This window comes from Streptomyces sp. B21-083 (assembly GCF_036898825.1).
Lineage (GTDB): Bacteria > Actinomycetota > Actinomycetes > Streptomycetales > Streptomycetaceae > Streptomyces.
On record NZ_JARUND010000001.1, the window covers coordinates 1,710,156 to 1,737,013 of the forward strand.

At 70.6% G+C, this 26,858-nt stretch carries 23 protein-coding genes and 2 pseudogenes; 5 read left to right on the forward strand and 20 right to left on the reverse strand.

Going from position 1 to position 26,858, the window contains the following annotated elements:
- Window positions 1-30 precede the first annotated feature (30 nt).
- The gene (locus tag QA861_RS07490) at window positions 31-819 is read right to left on the reverse strand and encodes a hypothetical protein (RefSeq protein ID WP_334587420.1); all 789 of its coding nucleotides are present in this window, start codon (window positions 817-819) and stop codon (window positions 31-33) included.
- A 129-nt stretch (window positions 820-948) separates the two neighbouring features.
- Entirely contained in the window at window positions 949-1,809 is an 861-nt protein-coding gene (locus QA861_RS07495) for a class I SAM-dependent methyltransferase (protein WP_334587421.1), read from the reverse strand.
- 301 nt (window positions 1,810-2,110) lie between these two features.
- Between QA861_RS07495 and QA861_RS07500 the strand changes: the two genes are divergently transcribed.
- Complete coding sequence (locus tag QA861_RS07500; protein WP_334587422.1) at window positions 2,111-2,773, forward strand: hypothetical protein; 663 nt, start codon at window positions 2,111-2,113, stop codon at window positions 2,771-2,773.
- Window positions 2,774-2,804: 31 nt separating this feature from the next.
- Here the strand turns inward: QA861_RS07500 and QA861_RS07505 are convergent, their stop codons facing one another.
- From QA861_RS07505 to QA861_RS07545, 9 genes are all read right to left on the reverse strand, one after another.
- Entirely contained in the window at window positions 2,805-4,349 is a 1,545-nt protein-coding gene (locus tag QA861_RS07505) for an NCS1 family nucleobase:cation symporter-1 (RefSeq protein ID WP_334587423.1), read from the reverse strand.
- 278 nt (window positions 4,350-4,627) lie between these two features.
- Complete coding sequence (locus QA861_RS07510) at window positions 4,628-5,647, reverse strand: TIGR03842 family LLM class F420-dependent oxidoreductase (RefSeq protein WP_334587424.1); 1,020 nt, start codon at window positions 5,645-5,647, stop codon at window positions 4,628-4,630.
- A gap of 140 nt (window positions 5,648-5,787) precedes the next feature.
- Window positions 5,788-7,191 carry a dihydropyrimidinase gene (hydA, locus tag QA861_RS07515; RefSeq protein WP_334587425.1) on the reverse strand — a complete coding sequence of 468 codons (1,404 nt, stop codon included), beginning with the start codon at window positions 7,189-7,191 and terminating at the stop codon, window positions 5,788-5,790.
- Between the two features lie 104 nt (window positions 7,192-7,295).
- Window positions 7,296-8,138 (reverse strand): nitrilase-related carbon-nitrogen hydrolase, encoded by an 843-nt coding sequence (locus QA861_RS07520; RefSeq protein ID WP_334587426.1) that lies wholly within the window; start codon window positions 8,136-8,138, stop codon window positions 7,296-7,298.
- Window positions 8,139-8,327: 189 nt separating this feature from the next.
- A complete protein-coding gene (locus QA861_RS07525) occupies window positions 8,328-9,896 on the reverse strand; it encodes a PucR family transcriptional regulator (protein ID WP_334587427.1) in 1,569 nt (522 codons plus the stop codon).
- A gap of 35 nt (window positions 9,897-9,931) precedes the next feature.
- A complete protein-coding gene (locus tag QA861_RS07530) occupies window positions 9,932-11,218 on the reverse strand; it encodes an aspartate aminotransferase family protein (RefSeq protein WP_334587428.1) in 1,287 nt (428 codons plus the stop codon).
- Entirely contained in the window at window positions 11,215-12,057 is an 843-nt protein-coding gene (locus QA861_RS07535; protein WP_334587429.1) for a nitrilase-related carbon-nitrogen hydrolase, read from the reverse strand. The genes QA861_RS07530 and QA861_RS07535 overlap by 4 nt, the downstream gene beginning before the upstream one ends.
- Before the next feature lie 171 nt (window positions 12,058-12,228).
- Window positions 12,229-14,247 carry a hypothetical protein gene (locus tag QA861_RS07540; protein WP_334587430.1) on the reverse strand — a complete coding sequence of 673 codons (2,019 nt, stop codon included), beginning with the start codon at window positions 14,245-14,247 and terminating at the stop codon, window positions 12,229-12,231.
- 161 nt (window positions 14,248-14,408) lie between these two features.
- Window positions 14,409-14,669: a helix-turn-helix domain-containing protein gene (locus QA861_RS07545; protein WP_334587431.1), complete on the reverse strand. Its 261-nt coding sequence runs from the start codon at window positions 14,667-14,669 to the stop codon at window positions 14,409-14,411.
- A 32-nt stretch (window positions 14,670-14,701) separates the two neighbouring features.
- On the opposite strand from QA861_RS07545, the gene map reads away from it, so the two are divergent.
- Both map and QA861_RS47020 read left to right on the forward strand, forming a co-directional pair.
- Window positions 14,702-15,493, forward strand: coding sequence for a type I methionyl aminopeptidase (gene map / locus QA861_RS07550; protein ID WP_334587432.1), 792 nt, complete (start codon window positions 14,702-14,704; stop codon window positions 15,491-15,493).
- Window positions 15,494-15,591: 98 nt separating this feature from the next.
- Window positions 15,592-15,888: pseudogene (locus QA861_RS47020) on the forward strand (GNAT family N-acetyltransferase); the annotation flags it as partial.
- Between the two features lie 153 nt (window positions 15,889-16,041).
- Here QA861_RS47020 and ggt read toward each other — a convergent pair.
- Entirely contained in the window at window positions 16,042-17,862 is a 1,821-nt protein-coding gene (gene ggt, locus QA861_RS07555; RefSeq protein ID WP_334587433.1) for a gamma-glutamyltransferase, read from the reverse strand.
- 103 nt (window positions 17,863-17,965) lie between these two features.
- Between ggt and QA861_RS07560 the strand changes: the two genes are divergently transcribed.
- Window positions 17,966-18,721: a hypothetical protein gene (locus QA861_RS07560; RefSeq protein ID WP_334587434.1), complete on the forward strand. Its 756-nt coding sequence runs from the start codon at window positions 17,966-17,968 to the stop codon at window positions 18,719-18,721.
- Window positions 18,722-18,978: 257 nt separating this feature from the next.
- On the opposite strand, the gene QA861_RS07570 is transcribed toward QA861_RS07560, so the two are convergent.
- The 3 genes from QA861_RS07570 to QA861_RS07580 form a co-directional block, all read right to left on the reverse strand.
- Entirely contained in the window at window positions 18,979-19,134 is a 156-nt protein-coding gene (locus QA861_RS07570; RefSeq protein WP_334587435.1) for a hypothetical protein, read from the reverse strand.
- A 38-nt stretch (window positions 19,135-19,172) separates the two neighbouring features.
- Window positions 19,173-19,691, reverse strand: a complete 519-nt coding sequence (locus tag QA861_RS07575; RefSeq protein WP_334587436.1) for an ATP-binding cassette domain-containing protein — start codon at window positions 19,689-19,691, stop codon at window positions 19,173-19,175.
- Between the two features lie 149 nt (window positions 19,692-19,840).
- Window positions 19,841-20,281 (reverse strand): DUF6278 family protein, encoded by a 441-nt coding sequence (locus tag QA861_RS07580; RefSeq protein WP_334587437.1) that lies wholly within the window; start codon window positions 20,279-20,281, stop codon window positions 19,841-19,843.
- Between the two features lie 201 nt (window positions 20,282-20,482).
- On the opposite strand from QA861_RS07580, the gene QA861_RS07585 reads away from it, so the two are divergent.
- The gene (locus QA861_RS07585; RefSeq protein WP_334587438.1) at window positions 20,483-22,336 is read left to right on the forward strand and encodes an SGNH/GDSL hydrolase family protein; all 1,854 of its coding nucleotides are present in this window, start codon (window positions 20,483-20,485) and stop codon (window positions 22,334-22,336) included.
- Window positions 22,337-22,364: 28 nt separating this feature from the next.
- Here the strand turns inward: QA861_RS07585 and QA861_RS07590 are convergent, their stop codons facing one another.
- The 5 genes and pseudogenes from QA861_RS07590 to QA861_RS07610 form a co-directional block, all read right to left on the reverse strand.
- Window positions 22,365-23,144: an exodeoxyribonuclease III gene (locus QA861_RS07590; protein ID WP_334587439.1), complete on the reverse strand. Its 780-nt coding sequence runs from the start codon at window positions 23,142-23,144 to the stop codon at window positions 22,365-22,367.
- Window positions 23,145-23,180: 36 nt separating this feature from the next.
- Window positions 23,181-23,813, reverse strand: a complete 633-nt coding sequence (locus QA861_RS07595; RefSeq protein WP_334587440.1) for an MBL fold metallo-hydrolase — start codon at window positions 23,811-23,813, stop codon at window positions 23,181-23,183.
- An 84-nt stretch (window positions 23,814-23,897) separates the two neighbouring features.
- Window positions 23,898-25,193 carry a bifunctional 3-oxoadipate enol-lactonase/4-carboxymuconolactone decarboxylase PcaDC gene (gene pcaDC, locus QA861_RS07600; RefSeq protein WP_334587441.1) on the reverse strand — a complete coding sequence of 432 codons (1,296 nt, stop codon included), beginning with the start codon at window positions 25,191-25,193 and terminating at the stop codon, window positions 23,898-23,900.
- A 215-nt stretch (window positions 25,194-25,408) separates the two neighbouring features.
- Window positions 25,409-26,065 (reverse strand): annotated as a pseudogene (locus tag QA861_RS07605) (IS701 family transposase); the annotation flags it as partial.
- Between the two features lie 73 nt (window positions 26,066-26,138).
- Window positions 26,139-26,798, reverse strand: a complete 660-nt coding sequence (locus tag QA861_RS07610) for a hypothetical protein (RefSeq protein WP_334587442.1) — start codon at window positions 26,796-26,798, stop codon at window positions 26,139-26,141.
- Between the last annotated feature and the right edge of the window lie 60 nt (window positions 26,799-26,858).

A 26,858-nucleotide genomic window follows, 5' to 3' on the forward strand; every position in this document is an offset into this window, starting at 1 on the left:
GCGCGTGTGTCCCGGTGAGGGGCCGGCGACTCACATGTTCTCGTCCGACGAGGAGGAGGCCTCGAGAATGGTTTCGACCTCGGGCGTGGCCCGCCTCGTCCGGCCTGACCGGACGCGCTTCTCATGCTGGGCACCACCGACACGCCCCTGCGGGTAGTCGTTGAGGAACTCCGGTGCTTCGTGTTGCGGGTCGGCCTGCCGCCGGAGAGCGCTGCGTATGTGCTTGAGCGCTCCCGGCTCGCGAACCGCCTCGGCGGTGGCGATTCCCATGAGCGTCGCCGCCGCCCGGCACTGGTCGTCGCTCAGACCCTCGATCTCCTCCGCGCTCAGCTTCCGCTTCTTCAGCGCCTCGACGAGGGGCAGAAATTGCTCGGCGTCGAGTGCGGGGATCAGACCGGTGAACTGGCTCTCTTCCTCACGGACGTAGCGGCCGTCGGTCCGCTGGGTTCCCGGATACTGACCCATGTTGGTGGTGACGTACGGAGCCCCGCCGCGCCCGGGTCGCTCGTTGTACGGACCGAACGAGGTTTCGTGCGTGGTGAAGCTCTCTGCTTGCTGGGCACCGCCGCGTTCGGTGTCGCGCTTGGCCCAGCGTTCCCGCCGGGCGTTGGCCTTGTCGCGATCATCGTCGGTGACCCTCTGCACATACGCTGTGGCGGCAGCGTTCCCAGCCATGCGCTGCACGGCCCGGACGGACGGCTGCGTGACCCGACGGTTCCCCAGGAAGGGCGCCACATTGGTGCTCTGGGTTGCTGAGGTCCGAGGTGGCAGAGCCTTGTCTTCCCGCTCGCTACGCTCTTTCTTCCGGTCGAAACCCATGACGCTGCCGTTCCTCGTAGTGGAGTCGGGGCCCGGGCGTAGCCCCCGGCCCCGAGCGTTCCGCCAGTCGCCTTCGACGCTAGGCGTACCGGAGGCGTCCGTACATGTCCATGAGGGCAGTCCTCCGTCTCAAACGGACACACCGGTTCCGGTGGGTCGCCGGCGTCGTCCCGCCGTCAGCACGTGGCCGCTCGCGCCGAGCAGCGTCGGTTCGGACTCGATGCGGCGGGTCGCGGACATGACGGCCTCGCGGCGCTCCGGGTCGTCCAGCCACTCCTCGACGCCACCCATGAGCCAGGCGACGCCCTCCAGCCCGTACTGACCTTCCGGGACGAGTCCGGCCTCGCCGAACTCGGCCGGGGCCTCGGCCGGTTCGGCGAGGTAGGCGGTGGTGAACGTGCCGTGGTCCGTGCCGTGCCTGCCGTGGGTGCTGACGCCGTCGGTACGGGCCCGGTGCGCCGGATCGAAGTAGAGCCCCTGCCTCAGCAGGCCGTGCAGCGCGGTATGGCGGTTGATGGTGGCCGCGACGACCAGTCCCCCGGGCCGGACGACCCGCAGCGCCTCCCTCAACGCCCTTACCCGGTCCGGTCGTTCGGGCAGGTGGTAGAGCGGGCCCAGCAGCAGCACGACGTCGTACGAGGCGTCGTCCGCGGGCAGCGCGCGGGCGTCCCCCCGCCGGGCCGTGACACCGGGCAGCCGCCCCGCCTGTTCCACGTGCAGCGGCACGGGATCGACGAGCTCGACCTCGTACCCGTCCCGCGCCAGCCACCGCGCGTGCACTCCACTGCCCCCGCCGACGTCCAGCACGCGCGCGGGAGCCGAGGGCAGCAGCCGCCGGAGCACGTCCTGGGTCCGCCACAACTCCAGCCGTCCGGACCCCTGCCGGAGACGGGCGTCCTCCCCGCCGCGCGCGTAGTAGGCGAGGATCTCCTCGCGCACGGCGGGGAGTTCGGGAGACGCGTTCTCTGTGACGGCCGATGAGGAAGACATACGGCAAGGCTGCGGACGGGGCCGGAGCAGCGCAAGCGCTTAACGGCGCACCCACGACCGGTTGACCCACCTCGTCGCTCGTGGGGCTTTTGCCGCGATTGGTGCCATTAGAGGCGAACTGGGCGCTATCGCTGCCGATTTGCGCATTCCGTCGGACACTACGGGCGACCGGCCGTGAAAGACAGTCATCGCACCGCCACGGAGCGAGTTCTTACTTCCGCCCCACAGACAGGCATGTGACACTGGCGTCCCGTCCGGAGTGCGGACCCCCCTCCGCACCGTCCCCCACGAGAAGTGCGCCTTGAGCCTTCCCCTGCCGCTCGCACTCACCACCCGCCTGGCACCGGTCGCCGTGCTCGCCACGGCCGGCTGGGCGCTGTCCTCGGGCCCGCTCGCCCCCGCGCCGGCCGCCGACACCCACGACTCGGCCACCAAGAGCGCGTCCGCGTCGCCCACCGCGCCCTCGGCCTCGGCGGCGACGAAGACGTTCACCGCCGCGCCCGCGCCCTGCTCGGCCATCACCCCGGGGACGGTCAAGTCCCTTGTCCCGGGCGCCAAGGCGGCCGGGAAGGAGATCCCGTCCACGGACGCCGAGGCGCGCCGCACCTGCTCCTGGAACGCGCTCAAGGAGTACGACTACCGCTGGCTCGACGTGTCGTTCGAGCTGTCCGACACGGACGCGGCGGCGGAGAAGACGTACAAGGAACGTCTGACGGAGAAGAGCGGCGGCGGGGTGGTTCCCGGGCTCGGTGACGCCGCCTACTCCGTCGTGAACCTCTCCACCGAGGACAAGCAGCAGACCCGTGAGGGTGTGGTCCTGGTCCGCGCGTCGAACGCGCTGGTGGTGATCACGTACAACGGCAGTGACTTCGAGTCGAAGAAGGCACCCAGCACGGATGTGATCAACAAGGGCGCCATCAAGGCCGCCCGGGACGCCGTGGCAGCGCTGGAGGGCACCCGGTAGAACCGGCTGCCCTCCAGCGCACGTCACGGGGTCAGACCTGCGCCTCCTCCCGCGTCCCGGTCCTGCCCTGGCCGGTCGCCAGCATCAGCACCAGGTAGAGCACCATCGAGGTGCCCAGGCCCACCGCCCAGCCGTAGTCGGCCAGTGAGGACAGGGCCGGGATGGGCCGCCCGTCGATCAGCGGCGCGAAGTTGGCGCCGCCGACGGCCAGCACACCGCCGACCAGGAACGCGACGACCGCTCGCCAGTTCCAGCCGTTGTCGTACCAGTACCGTCCGCCCGCGCGGTACAGGTCGGCGAGGTCGAGCTTGCCGCGGCGCAGGATCCAGTAGTCGGCGATGAGGATGCCGGCGACCGTGCCGAGGAGACCGCCGACGAGGCCGAGCCAGGTGAAGATGTAGCCCTGCGGGTCGGAGTACAGCTTCCACGGGAAGATCAGGACGCCGAGGACGCAGGTGGCGAGCGCGCCGGCCCGGAAACTGATCTTCCGGGGCGCGATGTTGGAGAAGTCGAAGGCCGGCGAGACCAGGTTCGCCGCGACGTTCACGGAGAGGGTCGCCACCAGCACGGTGACCAGGGCGAACAGCAGTCCGAAGACGTTGTCGGTCTTGGCGGCGAGCTGGACCGGGTCCCAGATGGCCTCGCCGTACACGGCCTGCGAGCCCGAGGTGACCATGACGGAGAGGAACGCGAACAATGTCATCGTCGTAGGCAGACCGAGCGCCTGCCCCCACGTCTGGGCCTTCTGGCTCTTGCCGTAGCGGGTGAAGTCCGGGATGTTCAGGGACAGCGTGGACCAGAAGCCGATCATGCCCATGAGGGCGGGCGCGAAGATCTTCCAGAAGTCCGCGCCGTAGCCGACCTTGGAGGGCTGGTCGAGCAGCGGACCGAAGCCGCCGGCCTTGCTCGCCATCCACCACAGCATCACGCCGGCGCCGAGGAGCACGAAGGGCGCGGCCCAGTTCTCGAATCGGCGGATGGTCTCCATACCCCGGTAGATGATGGCGACCTGGATCGCCCAGAAGATGGCGAAGGACAGCCACATCGTCCAGGCGTAGCCGCCGACGTGCGAGGCGTTCGCCCAGCTGTCACCGATGAGTTTCCCGGCGAGGAAGTAGATCGCCTCGCCGCCGATCCACGTCTGGATGCCGAACCAGCCGCACGCCACCAACGCCCGCACCACGGCAGGGAGGTTGGCGCCGCGCACCCCGAAGGAGGCGCGGGCGAAGACGGGGAAGGGGATGCCGTACTTCGGCCCGGCGTGCCCGGTGAGCAGCATCGGGACCAGCACGATCACGTTCGCCAGGGCGATCGTGAGCACGGCCTGCTTCCAGTCCATGCCCACGGCGATCAGACCCGAAGCGAGGGTCCAGGAGGCCGTGTTGTGGGCCATGCCCACCCAGAGAGCCGAGAAGTTGTACGTGTTCCAGGTGCGCTTCTCGACCGGAACGGGCAGCAGGTCCTCGTTGGCGTACGGCCCGCTGGGCACGGGCGCGTCGGGGGAGATCTCCACCCGGCCGTCGGGGAGGGTGAGTTGGGAGGACGGCGGTATGGCCGTAGGAGCGGTGTCCGTCATGGGCAGGCCAATCAAAGAGGTGGGTCGGGAAAGGCCGTGCGGGTGGCGGCGCGTTGGGGGACGCGCACAGGACACCCGGGGGTGTCCTGACCCCCTCCCCGGCTACCTGAACGCCGGGGAGAGGGAGATGGTGGGGACGCTGCGCTTTCCCGGGGGATAACCCCCGGACCCCCAGCAGAAAAGCAGGTCGGCTGGGAGAACCGGCACAGACGTCGCGAGGCAAGTCGGGGTGAAACAGTGGACAGTGGACCGGTGCGCCCGACACGAGCCGGTGTACGTCAGGCGTTGACGGCCGGGATGACCGTCGAGCCGTAGGCGTCGATGACGGCTTCCTGGGCGTCGTGCATGTCGTAGACGGCGAACTGGTCGACGCCGAGCTCACGCAGCTTGTTGAGCTTCTCGACGTGCATCTCGGGGGTGCCGATGACGCAGAACCGGTCGACGATCTCGTCCGGCACGAACTGGGTGTCGGGGTTGTCGGCCCGTCCGTGGTGGGAGTAGTCGTAGCCCTCGCGGGCCTTGATGTAGTCGGTGAGTTCCTCGGGTACGGCGGCGGAGTGTTCGCCGTACTTCGACACCAGGTCGGCGACGTGGTTGCCGACCATCCCGCCGAACCAGCGGCACTGGTCGCGGGCGTGGGCGAGCGCCTCGGGCGAGTCGTCCTCGGTGATGTACGCGGGGGCGGCGACGCAGATCTTCACCTCGGACGGGTCGCGTCCGGCGGCGACGGCCGCGTCCTTGACCGCCTTGACCATGTACTCGGTCAGATAGAGGTCGGAGAGCTGGAGGATGAACCCGTCCGCCTCCTCGCCGGTCATCTTGAGCGCCTTGGGGCCGTACGCGGCCATCCAGACGGGGAGTTCGGCGCCCGGCCTCACCCACGGGAACTTGACCACCGCACCGCCGAGGTCGGCCTCCTCGCCCCGGCCGAGCGAGCGGATGACCTTCATCGCGCCGCTGATCCGGGCCAGGGTGTTGGGAGTGCGGCCGGCGACACGCATCGCGGAGTCGCCGCGGCCGATGCCGCAGACCGTGCGGTTGCCGAACATGTCGTTGAGGGTGGCGAAGGTGGAGGCGGTGACCTCCCAGGTGCGGGTGCCCGGGTTGGTCACCATCGGGCCGACCGTCAACTTCTCGGTGCTGGAGAGGATCTGACTGTAGATCACGAACGGTTCCTGCCACAGCACGGCGGAGTCGAAGGTCCAGCCGTACGTGAAGCCGTTGGCCTCGGCGCGCTGCATCAGCTCGATGACACGCGAGGCCGGCGGGTCGGTTTGGAGGACAAGTCCGAAGTCCATCGGTCTCCTTGCAAAGATCTGGTAGGTTTCATTCGCCCCATAAAGGGCCGGTTCGGGCTGGACCGCAATCTTCGGATTGGAAGCCCCCTCATCGAGGGGGCGGAGTCACGGGCGCTGCTCCTAGTTGCTGCGGCGTAACCTCACTGGAGGTACTGGCAAGTTGAGCGGGGCGTGTACTGGCCGTGGCCGGCACGCCCCGCAAACTCCCGCTGGTTGATGACGAGTTCGCCGCGCGACAGGACCGTCTCGACGCGGCCGGTGAGCCGCTTGCCCTCGTACGCCGAGTAGTCGACGTTCATGTGGTGGGTGGCGGCGGAGACGGTCTGCTCGGCGTGCGGGTCGTAGATGACGACGTCGGCGTCGGCGCCCGGGGCGATGGTGCCCTTCTTCGGGTAGAGGCCGAACATCCGGGCCGGGGTGGCGCAGGCGATCTCGATCCAGCGGCGGCGGCTGATGTGCCCGTCGACGACGGCCTGGTGGAGGAGGTCCATGCGGTTCTCGACGCCCGGGAGCCCGTTGGGGATCTTCGAGAAGTCGCCGCGCCCCAGCTCCTTCTGGCCCTCGAAGCAGAACGGGCAGTGGTCCGTGGAGACGACCTGGAGGTCGTTGGTCCTGAGGCCCCGCCAGAGCGCGGCCTGGTGGTCCTTGGGCCGCAGCGGCGTGCTGCACACGTACTTCGCGCCCTCGAAGTCCGGCTCGGCGAGGTTGTCGGTCGACAGGAACAGGTACTGCGGGCAGGTCTCGCCGAAGACATTGAGCCCTTCGTCGCGCGCCCGTGCCAGCTCGGCGACCGCCTCCTGCGCCGAGACATGGACGACGTACAGGGGCGCGCCGGCGACCTGTGCGAGCTTGATGGCGCGGTGGGTGGCCTCGGCTTCGAGGAGGGCCTTGCGGACCTCGCCGTGGTAGCGGGGGTCGGTCTCGCCACGGGCGAGCGCCTGTTCGACGAGGACGTCGATCGCGATGCCGTTCTCGGCGTGCATCATGATCAGGCCGCCGTTCTCGGCGGAGCGCTGCATGGCGCGCAGGATCTGGCCGTCGTCGCTGTAGAAGACGCCCGGGTAGGCCATGAACTGCTTGAAGGAGGTGACGCCCTCCTCGACCAGCAGGTCCATCTCCTTGAGCGTGTCCGGGTTCACGTCGGAGACGATCATGTGGAAGGCGTAGTCGATGGCGCAGTTGCCGTCGGCCTTGGCGTTCCAGGTGTCGAGTCCGTCGCGCAGCGACTTGCCGACGCTCTGCACGGCGAAGTCGATGATCGTGGTCGTTCCGCCCCAGGCGGCGGCCCGGGTGCCGGTCTCGAAGGTGTCCGAGGCGGCCGTACCGCCGAACGGCAGTTCCATGTGGGTGTGCGCGTCGACGCCGCCGGGGATGACGTACTTTCCGGTGGCGTCGATGGTCCGCTCGGCCGTCCATGCCTCGGCGGTCGCGCTGCCGCTGGTGGCGAGGGCTGCGATTCGGCCGTCCTCGATGAGGACGTCGGCGTGGATCTCGTCGGACGCGGTGATGACGAGTCCGCTGCGGATGACAGTACGGCCGGTCATGGTTCACGCTCCGTTCGGTTGTGTCGAAGGTGCGGGTTGTGTGTGGCTGGTCGCGCAGTTCCCCGCGCCCCTAAAAGCAGGGCGCGGGTGTGACCGTCTGCTTGTTATGGAGCCGTCAGGGGGCCGTAGGCGTCGGGGCGGCGGTCGCGGAAGAACTGCCAGCGGTCGCGGACCTCGCGCATCTTGGCCAGGTCCAGGTCGCGGACGACGAGTTCGGTCTCCTTGTCGCTGGCCACCTCGCCGACGAACTGCGCCTCCGGGTCCACGAAGTACGAGGTCCCGTAGAAGTCGTTGTCGCCCAGTTCCTCGACGCCGACCCGGTTGATCGCGCCGACGAAGTACTCGTTGGCGACGGCCGCCGCCGGCTGCTCCAGCTGCCACAGGTAGGAGGACAGGCCGCGCGACGTGGCCGACGGGTTGAAGACGATCTCGGCGCCTTCGAGGCCCAGCGCACGCCAGCCCTCCGGGAAGTGCCGGTCGTAGCAGATGTAGACGCCGATCCTGCCCACGGCGGTGTCGAAGACGGGCCAGCCGGCGTTGCCCGGGCGGAAGTAGAACTTCTCCCAGAAGCCCGCGACCTGCGGAATGTGGTGCTTGCGGTACTTGCCGAGGTACGAGCCGTCCGCGTCGATCACGGCGGCCGTGTTGTAGAGGACGCCGGGCTGCTCCTCCTCGTACATCGGCAGGACGAGGACGATGCCCAGTTCCTTGGCGAGCGCCTGGAAGCGCTTGACGATCGGGCCGTTCGGGATCTGCTCGGCGTACTCGTAGAACGCCTTGTCCTGCACCTGGCAGAAGTAGGGGCCGTAGAACAGCTCCTGGAAGCACATGACTTGAGCACCCTGCGCCGCGGCGTCGCGGACCGCCTGCTCGTGGACCTGGATCATCGACTCCTTGTCGCCGGTCCAGGCAGTCTGGAAAATGGCGGCGCGAATCACCCTGCTCATCGGGACCTCCGGTCACTCGGTGTACGGCGAGCCTAGGAAGCCCGGAGATCGGGTTTGAGTTGCACGGTGTCACGCCTGCGGGCGTTCGGCGTTCCACGGTGTCACCCTGATTTCGGCCCATGTTTCACCACTGTTTTCCCGGGTCCTTCGATGTTTCGGAGCGGTAAGACGGCGCACTGGAGAGTGCGGTCACCGGCCTTGCTGAGCGTCGTGCGCGAGGAGCGCGATATGCACGGAGGCGGCCTGCTCGAAGTCGTCGAGATCGAGCCCGAGCCGCGTCTCTATCGCCTCCAGCCGGCGGTAGAGCGCGGGCCGCGAGACGTGGTGCAGTTGCGCGGTGCGTGACTTGTTGCGCCCAGTGGCGAGATAGGTCCGCAGCACGGGCAGCAGCTCGGACTCGCCCTCGGCCCCGCACAGCAGCCCGTCCAGCTCCCGTTCTGCGAACGCCTGTACGTGCGGATCGTCCCGCAGCAGCCGGACCAGGCCGCGCAGCCGTACGTCCCTCAGGTGCACCAGCACCGGCAGTTCCTGCCCGGCCGGGGTGTCCGCGACGGCCGCGGCGACGTGCAGCGCCTCACGCAGTCCGGTGGGTACGTCGTCCCAGTTGGCGAGCGCCTCGGCGGCGGCCACGACGGCCTTGCCCCCACCGGTCTCCGTGCGCAGCCGGAGCGCGAAGTGTGCGGCCAGTGCCTTGGCGTCCTGGTCCCGGGCGAGGCTCAGCAGGACGGCGGTGGCGTCGTCGGCCAGCTCGGCGACCAGCCCAGGCAGCCCCAACAGCCTGAGTACGCGGTCGAGTTCGGCGGGGTCACCGTCCCGTACGACGAGCGGCACGAAGGTCCGCCGGTTGACGGGCAGCCCGGCGGCCCGCGCCCGGGGAAGGAGCTGCCTGGCCGGTACGACACCGCTCACCAGGTCGGTCAGCAGGCTCTGCGCCGACTGCTCCTCCCAGGTGTGCACCGAGCCCCCGAGCATGCGGTGCAGGACGAGAGCCTCGGCGGCCCGGTCGGCGAGGAGGCGTCCGGTGGCGGTGTCACCCCGGTAGCCGCAGAGCACGATCCGCCCCCAGCGTTCCCCGCGCCCGCCCAGTTCGGCCCGGATCCAGCCGTCGCCCTCGCTCCCGCCGGCCTGCCGGGAGATGCGCTCCCAGTCGCGCAGCACGTCGTCCACGGCCGACCGCTCCCCCGCCGTGGCGAGGACCCGATGGGCGAGGTTGGTGACGACGACGGGACAGGCGCTGTGCGAGGCGACCTCGTCGAGCAGCGGCTGCAGCGGGGCGCCGGAGGTGATGAGCCCGGTGAGAGCGGTCCGCACCGTCTCGGACAGGCTCACGGCGGCGAACTTCCGCCGTACGAGCCGGGACTGGACCTCCTCCGTCAACTCCGCGAAGGGGAAGGGCCGGTGGAGTACCACCATCGGCAGTCCGCACCGCTCGGCCGCGCGCCGCATGACGTCCGGCGGCGAGGGGAAGGCCCGTCCGAGCCCGAGGACGACGGCGGCGGCCTCCGCCCGGTGCAGCGAGCGGATGTACTCGGCCTGGGCCTCCTCGTCCCCGGCGAGCAGCACGCCGGTGGTGAGGATCATCTCGCCGCCGCTCAGCATCACGCCGACGTCGGCGGCCTCGGCGACATGCACCCAGCGCACGGCCCGGTCGAGCTGGCCGGCTCCGGCCACCACCTCGGGCTCCCCGGCGAGCACCCGTTCCAGGCCGAGGACCTGACGGACCGACAGGGCGGGTTCCAAGGTGGTGGTCGTAAGCATGGGGCCGACTTTCTTGCTGTGTTCCCGCTGCGGTGTTACTGGACGCGGCTCCTCAGAGCACGTTCGAGGATCGCGGCGCCCTCCTCGGCCTCCGCGACGGTGAGGGACAGCGGCGGTGCGATGCGCAGCGCGCTGGTGTTGTGGCCTCCGCCCTTGCCGAGGAGCAGCCCCTCCTCCCGGGCCGCTTCGAGCACGGCGGCGGCGGTCTCCGGGTCGGCGGTGTCGGTACCGGGCTTGACCAGCTCGATGCCGATCATCAGCCCGCGCCCACGTACCTCCCGTACGCCCGGAAGCTGCGCGGCGACGGCCCGCAGCCGTTCGATGAGGAGTCCGCCGACGCGCCGGGCGTTGCCCTGGAGGTCGTGTTCCAGGAGGTACGTGAGGTTGGCGAGGCCGGCCGCCATGGTGATCTGGGTGCCGCCGAAGGTGGAGATGGAGTTGGAGTCGAGGCAGTTCATGATCTCGGCGCGGGCCACGACCCCGCCGATGGACATGCCGTTGCCGATGCCCTTGGCGAAGGTGAGGATGTCCGGCGGACCGTTCTCCGCGTGTGCCTGCCAGCCCCAGAAGTGCTCGCCGGTGCGGCCCCAGCCGGTCTGTACCTCGTCGGCGATCCACAGGATGCCGCGCTCCTGGAGCACCCGCCGGAAGGCCGCGTACAGCCCGTCGGGCGGTGAGGTGAAGCCGCCGACGCCCTGGATGGGTTCGGCGATCAGGGCCGCGGGCGGGCGGACGTGCCCGAGCAGGTCCTCCAGGTCGTCGACGCAGGCGGCGATGAACTCGTCGTCGCTCAGCTCGGCGTACGGACCACGGGTGCGGACGCCGCCGTGGACGTACAGGGTCTGGAGCGGGGACAGGGAGGTCGGGGACCAGCCCTTGTTGCCGGTGATGCCGACCGTGCTGAAGGAGCGGCCGTGGTAGCTGTTGCGCATCGCCAGGATCTGGTTGCTGCGCCGGTAGGAGGTGGCGAGGAGGAGGGCCGTGTCGTTGGCCTCGGTCCCGGAGGTGGTGAAGAAGACGCGGGCGTCGGGGATCCCTGACAGCTCGGCGATGCGCTCGGCCATTTCGACCATGGGCCGGTTGAGGTAGAGAGTCGACGAGTGGATGATCCGCCCGGCCTGTTCGCTGACCGCCTTGGTGATCTCGGGCAGGGCGTGCGCGGTCATCGTGGTGAGGATGCCGCCGAAGAAGTCGAGGTACCGCTTCCCGTCCGCGTCCCAGACGTGCCGGCCCTCGCCGTGCGTGATCTCGATGGGGTCCGCGTAGTAGAGGGCGAGCCAGTCCGGCAGAACTGCCTTGTGACGCCCGTACAGATCACTCACGGCTGCACCAGCCCTTCGTACGCGTCCGGCCGCCGGTCCCGGTAGAAGGCCCACTGCTGCCGGACTTCCTCGATGAGATCGAAATCAAGATCCCGCACGACGAGTTCCTCGTCCTGGTCGCTCGCGACCTCGCCGACGAACTGACCGCGCGGGTTCACGAAGTACGAGGTCCCGTAGAAGTCGTTGTCCCCGTACTCCTCCTGGCCGACCCGGTTGATGGCGGCGACGAAGTACTCGTTGGCGACGGCCGCCGCGGGCTGCTCCAGCTGCCACAGGTGGGAGGAGAGGCCCCGGTGGGTCGCGGACGGGTTGTAGACGAGCTGCGCGCCGTTCAGACCGAGCTGACGCCAGCCCTCCGGGAAGTGGCGGTCGTAGCAGATGTAGACGCCGACCTTCCCCACGGCCGTCTCGAAGACGGGCCAGCCGACGTTGCCGGGCTTGAAGTAGTACTTCTCCCAGAAGCCCTTGACCTGCGGGATGTGGTGCTTGCGGTACTTGCCGAGGTAGGTCCCGTCTGCGTCGATCACGGCCGCGGTGTTGTAGTAGAACCCGGACTGCTCGACCTCGAACACGGGTACGACGATGACCATGCCGGTCTCGCGCGCCAGTTCCCGCATCCGGGTGACGGTCGGCCCGTCCGGGACGGGCTCGGCCCAGCGGTAGTGCTCGGGCTCCTGGACCTGGCAGAAGTAGGGCGCGTTGAAGACTTCCTGGAATCCGATGACCTTGGCGCCCTGCCGGGCGGCCTCACGGGCGTGCTCCACATGTTTGGCGACCATGGACTCGGTGTCGCCGGTCCAGGTGGCCTGGACCAGAGCGGCACGTACGACATTGGCCATGACCTGCTCCTTCGGCTGGACGTCAGAGAGCCTCTACGCCCGTAGACAAGGTCACAAAGGTCGTAGGGGCTTGAAAGTAAGCCTCCGGAGGAGCCTTGCCAAGACCATCGTCGTTAACCCGCGGAGTCGATCACGTTTCACACTCCTGTGGGCGAGTCGCGTCCAGCCGGATCACGCGCTGTGGCCGGCGACCCGGAGTGCGTGCACCAGATCCCAGTACCGGTCCTCGGAGGCACCCCGGGCCGCCTCCAGGAGCAGGGGTACGAGGCGCTGGGGGTCGGCGGCGACACTGCGGGCGGCCTCCTCGGGGGTGCGGACCCGGACGTACGCGTCGAGGAGCGCCCGCACCTCACGCTGTCTGCCGCCCTCGGCGAGCCGGAGCACGGCCTCGCCCACCTCCTGGGCGGGGCGCGCCATCCCCTGCCGGAGTATCTGCTCACCGTCGGTCGCCCGGCCCGCCGCGACGAGCGCGTCGGCTGCGGCGACCAGCCGGTCGGCCGGCAGCGAGGCGGCCTCCCACAGCAGGGTCGCCCAGTCGGCGCCGAGCCCCGCGCGGTGCAGTTCGGCGGCGAGCAGCGGAAAGCGGGCGGCGGCCCACTGGGACGCCTCCACGAGCAGCGCGTGCGCCTCGCCGGTGCGTCCCTCGCCACGCAGCCGTACGAGGGTGCGGACGGTGTCGATGGTGTCGTGCCGGGCGTCGTCGTCCAGCGCCTCCCGCACGGGCGTCGCGGGTTTGGCGGCAGCGGCGGCCCCGGCGAACCGCGCCCCGCGCGGACTACGGCGGCCCGCGGTGGCGGCGGGCGCGGGCGTCACCGGCGCCTGGGTGGGGTCGGCGGTGGGCGTAGAGCCGGTGTCCGCGTCGTCCATCATTCCGGCGAACCGGGCACTGCCACGGCCACGGCGCTTGGCGCGCGGCTTGGCGGCGGGGCGGGGATCTGCGGGCTCGGGAGCGGGGGTCGGGGGCTCGTACCAGTCGGCGGGGAGCTGAGGGGCTGTGGTGCCACCGGAAGCGTCGTCCTGCCGGGCGCCGTCAGGGTCACCGCCCGGCCCGAAGCGCCGACCGCCGTCCCGCCCGACGGACACGCCGTCGCCGGAGTCCTGCCCACCGGGGCCGCGGCCCTCGCCCTGACGGTCTTGATCGTCCGCGCGGCCGGCGCTGCGGTCGCTGCCGTGACGGCCACCGTCCTGGTCGGCCGCCCGGCCGGCCCGTCGGGCACCGTCACGCCAGGCGGGAGCCTCGTCGCCGGGACCCTGGCGGCCGGGGCCTCGGTCGTCGCCGTAGGCGGCCGGGCGGACCTCGTGTCGGTCACCTGCCCGGCCGGCGCCGTCGCGCCACGCGGGTGCGCCCTCGCCGGAGATTCGGCGGCCTGGACCGAGATCGTCGTTGCTGCGGGCGCCGTCGGGCCAGGCGGGAGCCTCGTCGCCGGAAACCGGGCCGCCGGTGCCTCGGTCGTCGCCGTAGGCGGTCGGGCGGGCGGCGGATTCGTCGGTCGGGTGGGCGGGGCCGTGGGGGCCGTCGCGCCACGCGGGGGCGTCGTCGTACCGCTGTTCGTCGGGGTGGGTGCGTTGTCTCGGCAGGGTCAGGGGGTCGTCGGCAGGGTGCGGCGTGTTCTGGGCGCGGCCGGCGAACAGGTCTGCCTCGTCGTCGCGGTCGCGGTGCGGGAAGGGTGCCCGGCTCACCGTCCTGCGGGCCAACTGGTCGAGGCGGTAACGGAGTTCGACGCAGCGTGCGGAGGCGCGTTCATGGTCGTCGTGGGCCCAGGCCAGGTCGAGGCGAAGACCCTCGGCCTCCTCGTGGGTGGCGGCGGAGGCGAGCGACCGCCCCAGTTCGGCGAGCCGCTCGGCGGCGTACTTCTGTTCCCGGAGCATCACGTCGAGCCGGTCCCCGAGGGTGTCGCGGGCGCCGGGACGGGTGTCGAACGCGGCGAGCGCGGCCTGGTGCAGGGCACGCGCCTGCTCGGCCTCCGGGGCGACCGGTCCCGTTCCGTACCCGGCGGCGAGATCCTGGAGCAGCGCGTCCACCACGTCCCAGGGCGGCACTTCGTGCCCGTCCAGGCAGGCACGCATACCGTCGGGGTCGCGCTCCCAGAACACGCCGCACCAGCCCGCGCCCTGGTCGAGGCGGGCCAACAGCCCGTTCAGATACCGCGCGAACTCCCGCACCTGCCCCGGGAGCTGTTCCACCGCCATGACGTCCACCCCATGCCCGACCGGAGTTCTCCGCCCGTAGAAAACACCAGCCGTGTTACGGATGGGCTACGGGGGGTTTTCGGACCGGACGCAGAGTACCGCGCGCCCAGCGGAACGTGACGTGAAGAACTGACACATTGGCCAAAACCGCCCCCCGGGGCTCACGCCGCGACCGGGGCCAACGGCTCGCATCGCCCGACGAGTTCGTCCATGGACAGCCCGAGGACCCGCGCCAGCGCCGCGACCGTGAAGAAGGCCGGGGTCGGCGCGCGGCCGGTCTCGATCTTGCGGAGGGTCTCGGCGGAGATACCGGCGTGCGCCGCGATGTGCGCCATGCTGCGACCGCCACGCGCCTCGCGCAGCAACCGGCCGAGCCGCTCGCCACGTTCACGCTCTTCGGGGGTGAGAGGAGTGCGTACCATGCCGCCATTCTAATACCGGTATAGTAATTGGCATGGTGGAACTCAAGACAGACACAGCGATCGATGCCATGTACGAGACCGGTCAGGTGGTCGGCAGAGCCCTGACCGCCGTGCGGGAAGCCGCTGACGTGGGCGTCTCCCTGCTGGAGCTGGACGAGGTGGCTCGCGGGGTGCTGCGCGCCGCCGGGGCCACCTCCCCCTTCCTCGGCTACCGTCCCTCCTTCGCGCCCACCCCGTTCCCGGCGGTGCTCTGCGCCTCGGTGAACGACGCGATCGTGCACGGCATCCCGGACGACTACCGGCTGCGCGACGGCGACCTCGTCTCCGCCGACTTCGGCGCCGAACTGGGCGGCTGGGCAGGCGACTCGGCGATCAGCTTCATCGTGGGCGAGCCGCGCCCGGCGGACGTACGGCTCGTCGAGACCGCCGAGCGGGCCCTCGCGGCGGGCATCGCGGCGGCGGTCGTCGGCAACCGCGTCGGCGACATCGCGCACGTGATCGGCGAGGTGTGCCGTACGGCGGGCTACGGCATCCCGGACGGCTTCGGCGGCCACGGAATCGGCCGCCGTATGCACGAGGACCCCCCGGTGCCCAACGAGGGCCGCCCCGGCCGGGGCATGCCGCTGCGCCCCGGCCTGGTCCTGGCGATCGAGCCCATGCTGATCGGCAGCGGCAAGGACGGCTACTACGAGGCCCCGGACGGCTGGACCCTGCGCACGAACGACGGCTCGCGCGCCGCCCACGCGGAACACACGGTGGCGATCACGGCGTCGGGGCCACGGGTGCTCACGGCCCGGCAGGACGCGCACACGAGCCGCGCGTAACCTGCGGCTCCACGCGCATCAGGGGCGGCGCCCGCGCGGACGCGGCGAGCATCGCGGGCCTGCGCACGGCCAGTTGGCGCAGCGCGTACGCCGTGCTCGTGCCCGCCGCGTATCCGGACGGCCCGCCGGCGGCGCGGCACCTCGCGAAGTGGCTGGCCCGCACGGCGGCAATGTCCGACGACCGGTGCCCGCTGCTCGCCGGTCAGGACGGCGAGCCGCTCGGGTTCATCCAGCTGGACCCGGCCGTGGACGGCCGGGTTGACGTGGACAACCCGCACGCCCGGCCCGACCACGTCGGCACCGGCGTCGGCCGCGCCCTGCTGCACCAGGGCTTCGCCTGGGCGGCCCGTCGCCGCCCCGGCCCTGTCGTCCACCTGCAGGTGCTGCGCGGCAACGCCCGCGCGCGATCTCGTTCTACGAGCGCGCGGGCGGCCAGCGTGCCGCCGAGCACCCCCCTGCGGATGGCCGCCGGCTTCACCCTGGCGGAGTTCGAGTACACCTGGCCCGCGGCGGCCGTCAGCCGCTATGGGGACAGGCGGTCGGCTGACTCATGGCGCCGGCCGCACCACCATCGCCGACCCGCCGCCGCGTCGTACCGTCTCGGCGGCGGCCAGCCACTTCCCGTTCGGCAGACGCTGCACGCCGGTCGCCGCGCCGATCTCGGGATTGAGCCGGAAGCCCTGGCCGATCGCCTCCAGCTTGGTCCTCAACTCGCTGTTCCACAGCCCCGGTTCGAGCTCGGTGGTCGTCTGGTTGCGCTGGCTCGCACGGGGTGCCGCGATCGCGTCGACCAACGGGAGCCCCCGGTCCAGGAAGCCCGTCAGGGTCTGCAGGACGGTCGTGATGATGCTCGCCCCTCCCGGCGATCCGAGAGCCACCACCGGCTTGCCGTGGGCGTCCAGGACGATCGTCGGGGACATCGACGAGCGCGGTCGCTTGCCCGGGCCCGGCAGGTTCGGGTCATGGACGTCGGGGCTGGCCGGAGCGAAGGAGAAGTCGGTCAGCTCGTTGTTGAGGAGGAAACCGCGGCCCGGAACGGTGATGCCGCTGCCGCCGGTCTGCTCGATGGTCAGCGTGTAGGACACGATGTCGCCCCACTTGTCGGCCACCGTCAGATGCGTGGTGTTCTCGCCCTCGTACGTCGTCGGCGCCGCGACACCGGTGCTCGTGCAGGCCGTCGGGTGACGCGGGTCCCCGGGCGCGACCGGGCTCGTCAGCACCGCGTCGTCCTTGATCAGGCACTCCCGCGAGTCCGCGTAGGACTGCGACAGCAGCTCCTTCGTCGGTACGTCCTCGAAGGCGGGGTCGCCCACCCAGCGTCCCCGGTCCGCGAAGGCGATCCGGCTCGCCTCGATGTAGCGGTGCAGGAACCGGACCTCGCTCGCCTTCGAAAGGTCCGTCTTCTCAAGGATGTTGAGGGCCTCACCGACCGTCGTACCGCCCGACGAGGAGGGTGCCATCGAGTAGACACCCAGGCCGCGGTACGACGTCCTCGTGGGCGCCTGGCGCTTCGCCCGGTAGGCCGCCAGGTCCTTGAGCGACAGTTCGCCGGGACGCGCGTTGTATCCCGAACCGGGGTCCACCGTCGGCTTGTTGACCGTGTCGACGATCTCCTTCGCCAGCTTCCCCCGGTACAGGGCGCCGACACCCTTGCGGCCCAACTCCTCGTACGTACGCGCCAGATCGGGGTTCTTGAAGCTCGACCCGACCACCGGCAGCGCACCGCCCGGCAGGAACAGCTTCGCCGTGTCGGGGAAGTTCCTGAACCTCGCCTCGTTGGACGCGGTCTGCGACCGGAACGTGTCGTCCACCGTGAAGCCGTCGCGGGCGAGCCGCTCCGCCGGCTTCAACAGCGTACCGAGCCGCTGGCTGCCCCAACTGTCCAGCGCCGCCTGCCAGGTCGCGGGCGTACCCGGCGTACCGACGCCCAGTCCGCTCGTGACGGCGTCGGCGAAGGCGATCGGCTGCCCGTTCTCCAGGAACAAACCCGAGTCCGCCGTCAGGGGTGCCGTCTCACGGCCGTCGATCGCGTGTACCGTACGGGACTTGGCGTCGTAGTAGACGAAGTAGCCGCCACCGCCGACGCCGTTGGAATAGGGCTCCGTGACGCCGAGCGCGGCGGCCGTGGCGACGGCCGCGTCCACCGCGTTGCCGCCCTTGCGCAGGATCTCGATCCCGACGGCCGAGGCATCCGCGTCCACGCTCGCCACGGCGCCGCCGTAGCCGACGGCGACCGGGACCTTCCTCACCGACGTACCCGCGGTCGCGTCCGTGGACGGGGCCGCGGCGGGTGGGGCCGCCGCCCCCACCGACACCACGACAGCCGAAACCGCCAGGACCGCCAGACTCCGCGCGACAGGGCGACGCATGAATACCTCCAGTCAATGACCGTCCGCGCAGCGTAACTTCATCCACGCGGTCCCGTAAGGGCCCCTCGAACACCATTGCGGTTGACCGCTACCATGCGCGCCCATGACTGATGACGTGCGCAATATCGTCCTCGGTGTGGTCGCGGCCGGTATCAGCGCAGCCCTCGGCTGGCTGGCCCGCACCTATCTGTGGAAGCGCAAACTCCGCCGCAAGCAGGCCTTCTTCGGGCTGCCGGACAACTCCGAGTCGCTGCTCGTGGTGAACCGCGAGGCCGGTGGCCCCGAGCTGACGGTGATGCGTCACGACGTGTTCGCGCTGCTGGAACTCGCCGCGCTCATCAAGGACTGCAACGCCCACGCCCAGGTCGTCGCCCATGACGCCACGCAGCAGGGGGTCGGCGAGCGGACCGAGTTCTGCGTGGGCGGCCCGGCCTCCAATCGCCGCATGCTGGCGCATCTGCACTCCCTGCTCCCCGGCGTCCGTGTCAACGTGGACGCCGAACCCGGACCGGACCGCGGCGCCTTCCAGATCGGCACGGAGCGCTATCGCCTGGAGGCGGGCCAAGGCGAGTACGTGATCCTCGCGCGCCTCACCGCCGGTCAGCGAGGCGAGGCGCGACCGGTGTTCCTGTTCTGCGGCCAGCGCGCGATCACCAACCAGGCGGCGACCCGCTATCTCGCCCGCAATCACGAGCGGCTGGCCCGCAAACACGGCAACAACTCCTTCGCGCTGCTCCTGAAGGTCGTCAACTCGCAGGCGTACGGCCCCGATGTCGTCGAGGTCGTCACGGACATCACCCGGGCCGCGCAGACGCCCTTGCCGGCCGTCGTCCCACGCAGCTCCCACCGTGCCTCCTAGAGGCGTGCGCGCAACAGCCGTGCACGCGCGGGAGATCCCCGGAACCAGGCAGAGCGGCACCCTCGTCGCGTACCTCCGCGACGTGGGCCCGCTCAACCTCGGCGAGCCGGCCCGGTCGGCCCGCTCTGTACGTCGGGCACACGTCGACCGGCGCGCAGCTGACCTCCTCCCCGCCGGAAGTACGACCCACATACGTGTCGATACCCCTGCGCGAGCAGTGATCTCCGGCTGCCGCCGGGCGAGCGAGTGCCCTTCTACTACTGCCCGCCTGGCAGCAGCGTCCCTGAATCGGCCGGTGCGACGGCCTCGGTCCACATCCCGATGGGGATGAACGGCAAATCGTAGTCGAGGTTCGGCGCGGACGAGTTCCCGGCCTCGGACGCCACCGGGAGCCGGTCCGTCAGAAAGTTCACGACGTCCACAACTCCCGCCTCGGTCAACGATGTTGACCTCAGTGCATCAGGATCTTGGAGAGGAAGTCCTTGGCACGGTCGTTGCGCGGATCGGTGAAGAACTCCTCGGGGGTACGGTCCTCGACGATGCGGCCGTCGGCCGGTACTTCGGCGCGTGCGAGGCGAGACCGACCCGGGTCGAGGAGCTCGTGGGAACGCTGGTCCGCCTCGTCCTTCTTTCGCGCGCGCACCTCGATCTGGCCCAGCGAGACGTTCTGGAGCACAGTCTTGTGGGCGAAGAGGTTGAACGACTGGAAGACCATGCCGACCTCCGCCCGGAGCCGTGCGAGAGGCTTGCCCTCGTCGGGCAGCAGCTGTCCGTCGAGCCGGATCGTCCCGGACTCGATCGGCTCCAGCCGGTTGATCGCCCTGCACAGAGTGGACTTGCCCGACCCGGACGGGCCGATGACCACGGCCACCTCCCCCCTGCCGACGGTGAGGTTGATGTCCTTGAGGACATGCAGCTCACCGAAGCGTTTGTTGACTTCCATCAGCTCGATCAACGGATCGACAGCCATGCCCAGCCCTACTCACTTCAGCTGTGTCGTGGTTGCCGCAAACTATCCAGACAGGAGCGGAGTTAATACACGACACGCACTTTTCCGGCATTAGCCGTATTTACGCCGGATGCCATGTCGTGTCTATGTCTCCGCTCTATGTCTCCGCTCTATGTCTCCGCGACCTCTCCGTACAGCTGCGACAGCTCGGGGGCACCGTTGGACGCCCACTGCTGACCGGAGGCGACTACGTCGAACTCACGGCCCGACGACAGCCGTACGACGGGCTGGCCGTTCGGCCAGAAGTCCCAGGCGGCGCCGGGGACGGTCCGCACGATGACCGTGCCGAGATAGAGGCCCGCGTCGTTGCCGAGCCAGGGCAGCGACTCCTCGTCGTCCCGCCAGCCCGGCAGCAGTTGGTCCAGCGCCTCCAACGAGGCAGCGGAGTCGTCGAGTTCGACGCCCACCCGGTGCGCCTGGGAACGGAGCAGCTCGCACTCGGACAGCAGCCCGGCGACCGCCTCGGGATCGTGCTCCCCCTCGGAGAACACCGCGACCCCTCGGGCGGGTCCATGCCTCTTGCGCCAGTTGCCCAGGAAAGGGATGTTCATACGTCCAGCGTGTCATTCACACCGCCGACCGCACCACTGGGCGCGCGGGGTCACGGGTTCCGGCCAAGTTCCCCGTCCGCCCCCGCCCGGCGCACCTGCCGCATTGACGGGCCCCTGGCAGCTCTTTAGCTTCACACTGCACCTTCACACCGCAGCTTCACACCACGTTGAGCGGCGAGCCCGACGGAGCGGGGGACGGACATGCGCCGAGGTGGCCGAGGCACATGGGGCTCGGGTGTCCGAGGGCTCTGGGGACCGGGCATCGCCGTCGCGCTGTGCGCGGCGCTGACGCCCCTGTCCTCCGCGGCCCGCGCCGCCGAACCCCAACCCCTTCCCCTCACCCGGTACTTCGACAACAGCGCCGTCAGCGACGACGCGCGCCCCGAGGCCGCCGACTTCGACGGCTCGGGCGCCTCCCTGTCAGCCCAGGACCTGGCGGCCGCCGGCTGGACCAGGGGCTCCGGCCTCACCGTCCAGGGCGCCCGGCTGGCCTGGCCCTGCCGGGAACCGGGCGAGCCGGACAACGTCCGCGCCGCCGGCCAGGCCGTGCGCGTCCGTGGGAAGGGGGACGCCCTCGCGTTCCTTGTCGCCGGCACCGGCGGCGCCGACGTGAGCGGCGCGGGCACCGTCTCGTACACGGACGGCACCCGGTCCTCGTACCGGCTGACCGCCCCCGACTGGCGCACCGGCCCACTCGGTACCGGAGCGGTCGCGCTGCCGCATGTGAACACGCTCAGCGGCCAACTCGTCGAGAAGGCACGGCTGTACGTCGTCACGGTGCCGATCACGCGAGGGCACCAGGTCTCCTTCGTCCGGCTGCCGTACGCGGCCGACCTGCATGTGTTCGCCCTCTCGGTACGGCCCGACACGGCCCGCTGGACGGGCAGTTGGGCGGCGCCGACCTCTACGTACGCGACCGTCGGCCCGTGGACCGACCGAACGCTGCGGCTGGTGGTGCACACGTCGGCCGGCGGCCCACGGGTTCGGGTCCGCTTCGACAACACCTTCGCGTCGGCCCCCGTACGGATCGGCAGCGCGACGGTGGCCGTGCAGGCGGTCGGCGCCACGGCGAGCGAAACACCCGTGCCGCTGACGTTCCGGGGCGCGCGCGGGGCCCGACTCCCGGCCGGGGCACAGGCGTTCAGTGATCCCCTGGACTTCGCGGTGCCCCCGGACACCAATCTGCTGGTGAGCTTCCATCTGCCGGGCACGGTGACGGCGGCGCCGCTGCACCGGCTCGCGCAGCAGCGCTCGTACGTCAGCGAGCCGGGCGATCACACGGCGGACGGCTCCCCGACGCCGTACACGTCGACGCTGACGACCTGGCCGCTGCTGACGGGGGTCGATGTGGGTGAAGGGCCCGGATCGGTGGTGGTGCTCGGCGACTCGATCACCGACGGCGAGCGATCGACGGTGGACGCGAACCGGCGCTGGCCCGATGTGCTCGCCGACCGGCTCCTCGCCCAGAGCGCGGTGCCGCGCTACGGCGTCCTCAACCAGGGCATCGCCGCGAACCGCGTCCTCACCGACCGCTACCCGGGCGACGGAGTCTCGACCGACTCTGGCGGGGTGAGCGCCCTGCACCGTCTGGACCGGGATGTCCTCGCCCAGGCGTCGGCGCGTACGGCGATCGTCTTCCAGGGCGTGAACGACCTGCGGACGGGCGCACCGGCGGAGGATGTCGTCGCCGGACTGCGGGAGCTGGCGGAGCGGGCGCGCGCCCGGGGGATGCGGGTGCTGGTCGCGACGATCGGGCCGTGCGCGGGTGAGGCACGGTGCACGTCGGCGGTCGACGGTCAGCGGGTGGCCGTGAACACGTGGATCAGAGAGGAGGCTGTGCGGGGCGCCGACTCCGAGTCCACATTCGAGTCCACATTCGAGTCCGGGTCCGCGTCCGGTTTTGACGGGGTCGTCGACTTCGACGCGGCGCTGCGGGATCCTGCGCGGCCGGCGCGGTTGCTGCCCGCGTACGACAGCGGGGACCATCTGCATCCGGGCGACGCGGGGCTGGCCGCGCTGGCGGGGGCGGTGGAGTTGGGGGCGCTCGTCCCGTGAACGCCCCGAGCCCGGCGGTCAGGTCCCCCTACACCTCCAGGTCCACCACCACGGGGGCGTGATCCGAGGCGCCCTTGCCCTTCCGCTCCTCCCGGTCGACATACGCGTCCTTCGCCGCCTTGGCGAACGGCTCGTTGCCGTAGACCAGGTCGATGCGCATGCCCCGGTTCTTGGGGAAGCAGAGCTGGCGGTAGTCCCAGTACGTGTACGGGCGGTCGTACTTCAGCGGGCGGGGGACCACGTCCGTGAGCCCCGCCTCGCGCAGGGCGGCCAGGGCCGCGCGCTCGGCCGGGGTGACGTGGGTGAGGCCCTCGAAGGCGGCCAGGTCGTAGACGTCCTCGTCCGTCGGGGCCACGTTGAAGTCGCCCAGGACCGCGAACGGGCGGCTGCCGGCCGCGTCGGCAGCGACCGCCGCCTTCAGCGCCTCGAACCAGCCGAGCTTGTAGGCGTAGTGGGGGTGCGCCACCTCGCGGCCGTTCGGCACGTACACCGACCAGACGCGGACCGGGCCGCAGGTCGCGGAGACGGCCCGGGCCTCCTCGACGCCCTCGTAGCCGGGGTCGCCGGGCAGGCCCCGCACCACGTCCTCCAGGCCTACGCGGGAGATCACCGCGACGCCGTTCCACCTGCCGGTCGCGTTGACCGCCGACTCGTAGCCCAGCTCGCGCAGTTGGTCGGACGGGAACTGCTCGGCGGCGACCTTGGCCTCCTGGAGGCACAGCACGTCCGTGCCGGTGCTCTCCAGCCAGGCCAGCAGCCTCGGCAGGCGGGCGGTGATCGAGTTCACGTTCCAGGTCGCGATACGCATGCCCCACAACCTACCCGCCGGGTCTGACAACGCCCCTCAGACCTCCGCCGAGGCCCCCGGCGTCAGGCGCTGGTGCTCGGCGCCGCCGAGGCCGCCGACCAGCCGGCCGTAGATCGGAAGGGCGAGGTCCGTGAGAAGGGCGTCGTGGATGTCGTACGCGCGCCGCGGCTTGATCTCGCGGACGTAGTCGACGACCTCGGAGAGCTTGCTCCACGGGGCCATGACCGGGAGCAGCAGGGTGTCGACCGGGTGGTCGGGGACGGTGAGGGCGTCGCCGGGGTGGAAGACGGCGCCGTCGACGAGGTAGCCGACGTTGGTGATCCGCGGGATGTCCGGGTGGATCACGGCGTGCAGTTCGCCGTGGACCTGGACGTCGAAGCCCGCGGCGGTGAACGTGTCGCCGTGGCCGACGGTGTGGACGCGACCCGGGAAGGCGGCGGAGAGCTGCTCCGCGACGGCGGCGAGCGTCCAGATCTCGGCGGCCGGGTTGGCGTCGAGGGCGGCGCGCAGCCGGCCCTCGTCGTAGTGGTCCCCGTGCTCGTGCGTGACCAGGATCGCGTCGGCGCCGGCCGCGGCGTCCTCCTCGCTGAATCCCCCGGGGTCGAGGACGAGCGTCTGCCCGTTCTTCTCCAGCCGGATGCAGGCGTGCGACTTCTTGGTGAGCTTCATGGGTCCATCCTGCCGCGCGGGCCCGGGCCGAGAGCGTCTGGGGCTGGTGCTTTCACCACCAGGCTCCGGCTCTTGACCCGGGGGTCACCCCTCGGGCGTCGTCTCCTCGCGGATGACCTGCTGAGCCACCTTGAACGCGCTGTTCGCGGCCGGTACCCCGCAGTAGACGGCGGCCTGGAGCAGTACTTCCTTGATCTCGGCCGGGGTGAGGCCGTTACGGAGGGCGGCGCGGGTGTGGAAGGCGAGTTCGTCGAGGTGGCCGCCCGCGACGAGGGCGGCGAGGGTGACGCAGCTGCGGGAGCGCCGGTCGAGGCCGGGCCGGCTCCAGATCTCGCCCCACGCGTATCTGGTGACGAAGTCCTGGAAGTCCCCGGAGAACTCGTCCGCCTGCGCGAGCGCCCGGTCGACGTGCGCGTCGCCGAGCACCTCACGGCGGACCTTCATCCCGGCGTCGTACTGGTCCGGGCGCCCCTGCGCCTCGGCTTGCGGGGCCGGTGGCGCGATCTCCGCGATGGGGATGACCGGCTGAAGCGCGGCCAGGGCCGGCTTGACCGGCGCCGCCGAGATGGCCACCTGGCCGGTTCCGGTGTCGTAGGCGGGCTGCCAGGCCGTCGAGAAGTGGCGTACGAGGAGGTCGGTGACGGCGGCGGGCTGCTCGACCGGGACCAGATGGGAGGCGCCGGGCACCACCGCGAGGCGGGCGTCCGGGATACCCGCGACCAGGGTGCGGGCCTCGGCGGGTCCGGTGACCTGGTCGTCGGAGCCGACGAGGACGAGGGTCGGCACCCCGACGCGGGCCAGTTCGCCCCGTACGTCGAAGGAGGCGAGCGACTCGCAGGCCGCGATGTAGCAGCCGGGGTCGGTGGTGCGGACCATCTGTACGGCCCACTCGGTGATCGCGGGCTGCGCGGCGGCGAAGCCGCTGGTGAACCAGCGCTCGGGAGAGGTACGGGCGATGGGGTCGAGCCCGTTCGTCCGGACGATCACACCGCGCTGGCGGAACTCGTCGGCCGTTCCGAAGCGGGGCGAGGCGGCGATCAGCGCGAGCGAGGCCAGCCGCTCCGGGTGACGCAGCGCCAGTTCGGCGCCGATCGCACCGCCGAGCGCGCAGCCCGCGTAGCCGAACCGCTGTACGCCGGCCCTGTCGAGCGTGACGAGCAGCCGGGTCGCCAGATCGGCGACCGACCCGGAGGGATGTGCGGGAGCACCACCGTGGCCGGGAAGGTCGAAACGGAAGACCCGCCACTGCTTCACCAACTCCGGCACCTGCCGGTCCCACATGTGCCATGTGGTACCCAGGGAGGGGCCGAGGATCAGGACTGGGGCGTGTTCTGGCCCGTCAAAGCGGTATTGAAGGGGGTTCGGTGGTGTCTCACTCACGCCCCAGACCCTCTCACGTCTCACGAAATCTCACACGGTCATGGGAACCCGGCGGCTCCTTACCCTCTCGGCGCAGCACGTCCGGCACTGCCGAAACCCTCGGGGATCCAGATACGAGTTCTCTGGCGGGTACGCGTGGCCGTGGGGACAGTGCGTCCTCCTGGCTCGCGCGCGCTCCCAAGTCCCTGCGCCGCAGAGCTTCCTTCTTCGGCACGGTCCGCCTGCTCCAGCTCGAGCCGCCAGCCCTTGCTGTAGCCGTAGGCGGCGTCCGCCGTGACCCAGCTGAACGGGATCTTGTCGGCGATGGCCCGGCGGACCATTGCCTTGGCCATGGCCACCTTCGTCTCGAAGCCCACGGTGTCGTCGATGCCGGCCCGGCGGCAGCGGTCCCGGTCGTCCGTCCAGGAGGTGGGCAGATACAGCCGCCGGTCGATCAGCGTGCGTCCGCGGCCGGTGGCGTAGGCGAGGAACACACCGATCTGGCAGTTCTCGGTGCGGCCCGCGGTGCCGGAGTACTGCCTTTGCACCCCGGCAGAACGGACGCCCTTCTTCAAAAACCCGGTGTCATCGACGATCAGTACGGCATCCCGGTCTCCGAGGTGTTCGACGACGTAGTCGCGCACGTCGTCCAGGACCTCGTCGGCGTCCCACTCGATCCGGTTCAGCAACCGCTGGATGCGATCAGGACCCGCATGACCGGCCTCTTCCGCCAGCGTCCAGCCATTCTTCCGCTCCAGCGAAGCGATCAGTCCCCGCATATACGCCAGCGCCGACTGCCGCGGCTCCTCCCGGTTGACGCGGTGCACGAACCGCTCATGCACCGCTTCCAGTTCCCCGGCCCACAGCCTGACATCAGCAAGGTCCCCACCCATAACCACCCCAACGACCGAGCTGGCCAGCAGTCACGGCAAAGACCGTTGCAGTACTAGCGGCCACGCGCGACGGTCAGCACTTCCAGGTCGCCCAGTAGAACTGGCCCTTCAGTTCGCCGTTGCTCTTGAGGTACACGGGGGTGTCGACGCGGACGCCCGTGCCGCCCCTGCCGGGGTAGTACCAGAAGTAGTGGCCGTCCTTGCGCTTGCCGTAGTGGACCTCCAGCCAGCCCTGGGAGTGGTGGACGTACGGGGCGAACCACCAGGCGCCCCGCCGGCCGGCCGGGATGATCGAGGTGTGGGTCTCCGTCGCGGTGCGGGTGCTGCCCACAGTCCAGGTCTCGGACTGCGAGGAGCTCGCCTTCACCCCCTCCACGAGCTTGTCCTCGAACCCGACGGACACCTCCACGGACGTCGACCGCTCGAAGGAGTACTGGGTGTTCGTGGTGTTGGTGTCGGTGCGGGTGAGGGTCAGGTCCCGGTTGCCGGCGCAGTTGTTGATCACGTCGGAGACCTGGCGCCGCTTGCCTAGCGCGGTCCAGGCGTTCACCTCGTGGTACCGGCACAGGTCGGTCCTGCCGTGGTTGCAGTCCCAGATCACGTCCGGCTTGTCGTCACCCCAGCCGGGGCTGGTGTTGGCACTGGCGGCCCCCGCGGAGAAAGGGATCAGGAGGAGGGCGAGCGCGGGGGCGAGGACGGCCAGCGTTCCGCGGCCGGGCTTCTTGAGTTTCATGGGTGGTCTCCCGTCGGGGCGGTGCAGCGACGGGACGATCGTCGAAGCCCCGAAGTTGAT

Bases quoted from the DNA above. Each gene is read 5' to 3' on its own strand.
- QA861_RS07520 (WP_334587426.1), bottom strand. From the start codon at position 8,138: ATGAGCAGGGTGATTCGCGCCGCCATTTTCCAGACTGCCTGGACCGGC.
- ggt (WP_334587433.1), bottom strand. From the start codon at position 17,862: ATGCGTCGCCCTGTCGCGCGGAGTCTGGCGGTCCTGGCGGTTTCGGCT.
- QA861_RS07560 (WP_334587434.1), top strand. From the start codon at position 17,966: ATGACTGATGACGTGCGCAATATCGTCCTCGGTGTGGTCGCGGCCGGT.
- QA861_RS07575 (WP_334587436.1), bottom strand. From the start codon at position 19,691: ATGGCTGTCGATCCGTTGATCGAGCTGATGGAAGTCAACAAACGCTTC.
- QA861_RS07590 (WP_334587439.1), bottom strand. From the start codon at position 23,144: ATGCGTATCGCGACCTGGAACGTGAACTCGATCACCGCCCGCCTGCCG.
- QA861_RS07505 (WP_334587423.1), bottom strand. From the start codon at position 4,349: ATGACGGACACCGCTCCTACGGCCATACCGCCGTCCTCCCAACTCACC.
- QA861_RS07540 (WP_334587430.1), bottom strand. From the start codon at position 14,247: ATGGCGGTGGAACAGCTCCCGGGGCAGGTGCGGGAGTTCGCGCGGTAT.
- QA861_RS07595 (WP_334587440.1), bottom strand. From the start codon at position 23,813: ATGAAGCTCACCAAGAAGTCGCACGCCTGCATCCGGCTGGAGAAGAAC.
- QA861_RS07580 (WP_334587437.1), bottom strand. From the start codon at position 20,281: ATGAACATCCCTTTCCTGGGCAACTGGCGCAAGAGGCATGGACCCGCC.
- QA861_RS07535 (WP_334587429.1), bottom strand. From the start codon at position 12,057: ATGGCCAATGTCGTACGTGCCGCTCTGGTCCAGGCCACCTGGACCGGC.
- QA861_RS07610 (WP_334587442.1), bottom strand. From the start codon at position 26,798: ATGAAACTCAAGAAGCCCGGCCGCGGAACGCTGGCCGTCCTCGCCCCC.
- QA861_RS07525 (WP_334587427.1), bottom strand. From the start codon at position 9,896: ATGCTTACGACCACCACCTTGGAACCCGCCCTGTCGGTCCGTCAGGTC.
- QA861_RS07490 (WP_334587420.1), bottom strand. From the start codon at position 819: ATGGGTTTCGACCGGAAGAAAGAGCGTAGCGAGCGGGAAGACAAGGCT.
- QA861_RS07545 (WP_334587431.1), bottom strand. From the start codon at position 14,669: ATGGTACGCACTCCTCTCACCCCCGAAGAGCGTGAACGTGGCGAGCGG.
- QA861_RS07585 (WP_334587438.1), top strand. From the start codon at position 20,483: ATGCGCCGAGGTGGCCGAGGCACATGGGGCTCGGGTGTCCGAGGGCTC.
- map (WP_334587432.1), top strand. From the start codon at position 14,702: ATGGTGGAACTCAAGACAGACACAGCGATCGATGCCATGTACGAGACC.
- hydA (WP_334587425.1), bottom strand. From the start codon at position 7,191: ATGACCGGCCGTACTGTCATCCGCAGCGGACTCGTCATCACCGCGTCC.
- QA861_RS07510 (WP_334587424.1), bottom strand. From the start codon at position 5,647: ATGGACTTCGGACTTGTCCTCCAAACCGACCCGCCGGCCTCGCGTGTC.
- QA861_RS07495 (WP_334587421.1), bottom strand. From the start codon at position 1,809: ATGTCTTCCTCATCGGCCGTCACAGAGAACGCGTCTCCCGAACTCCCC.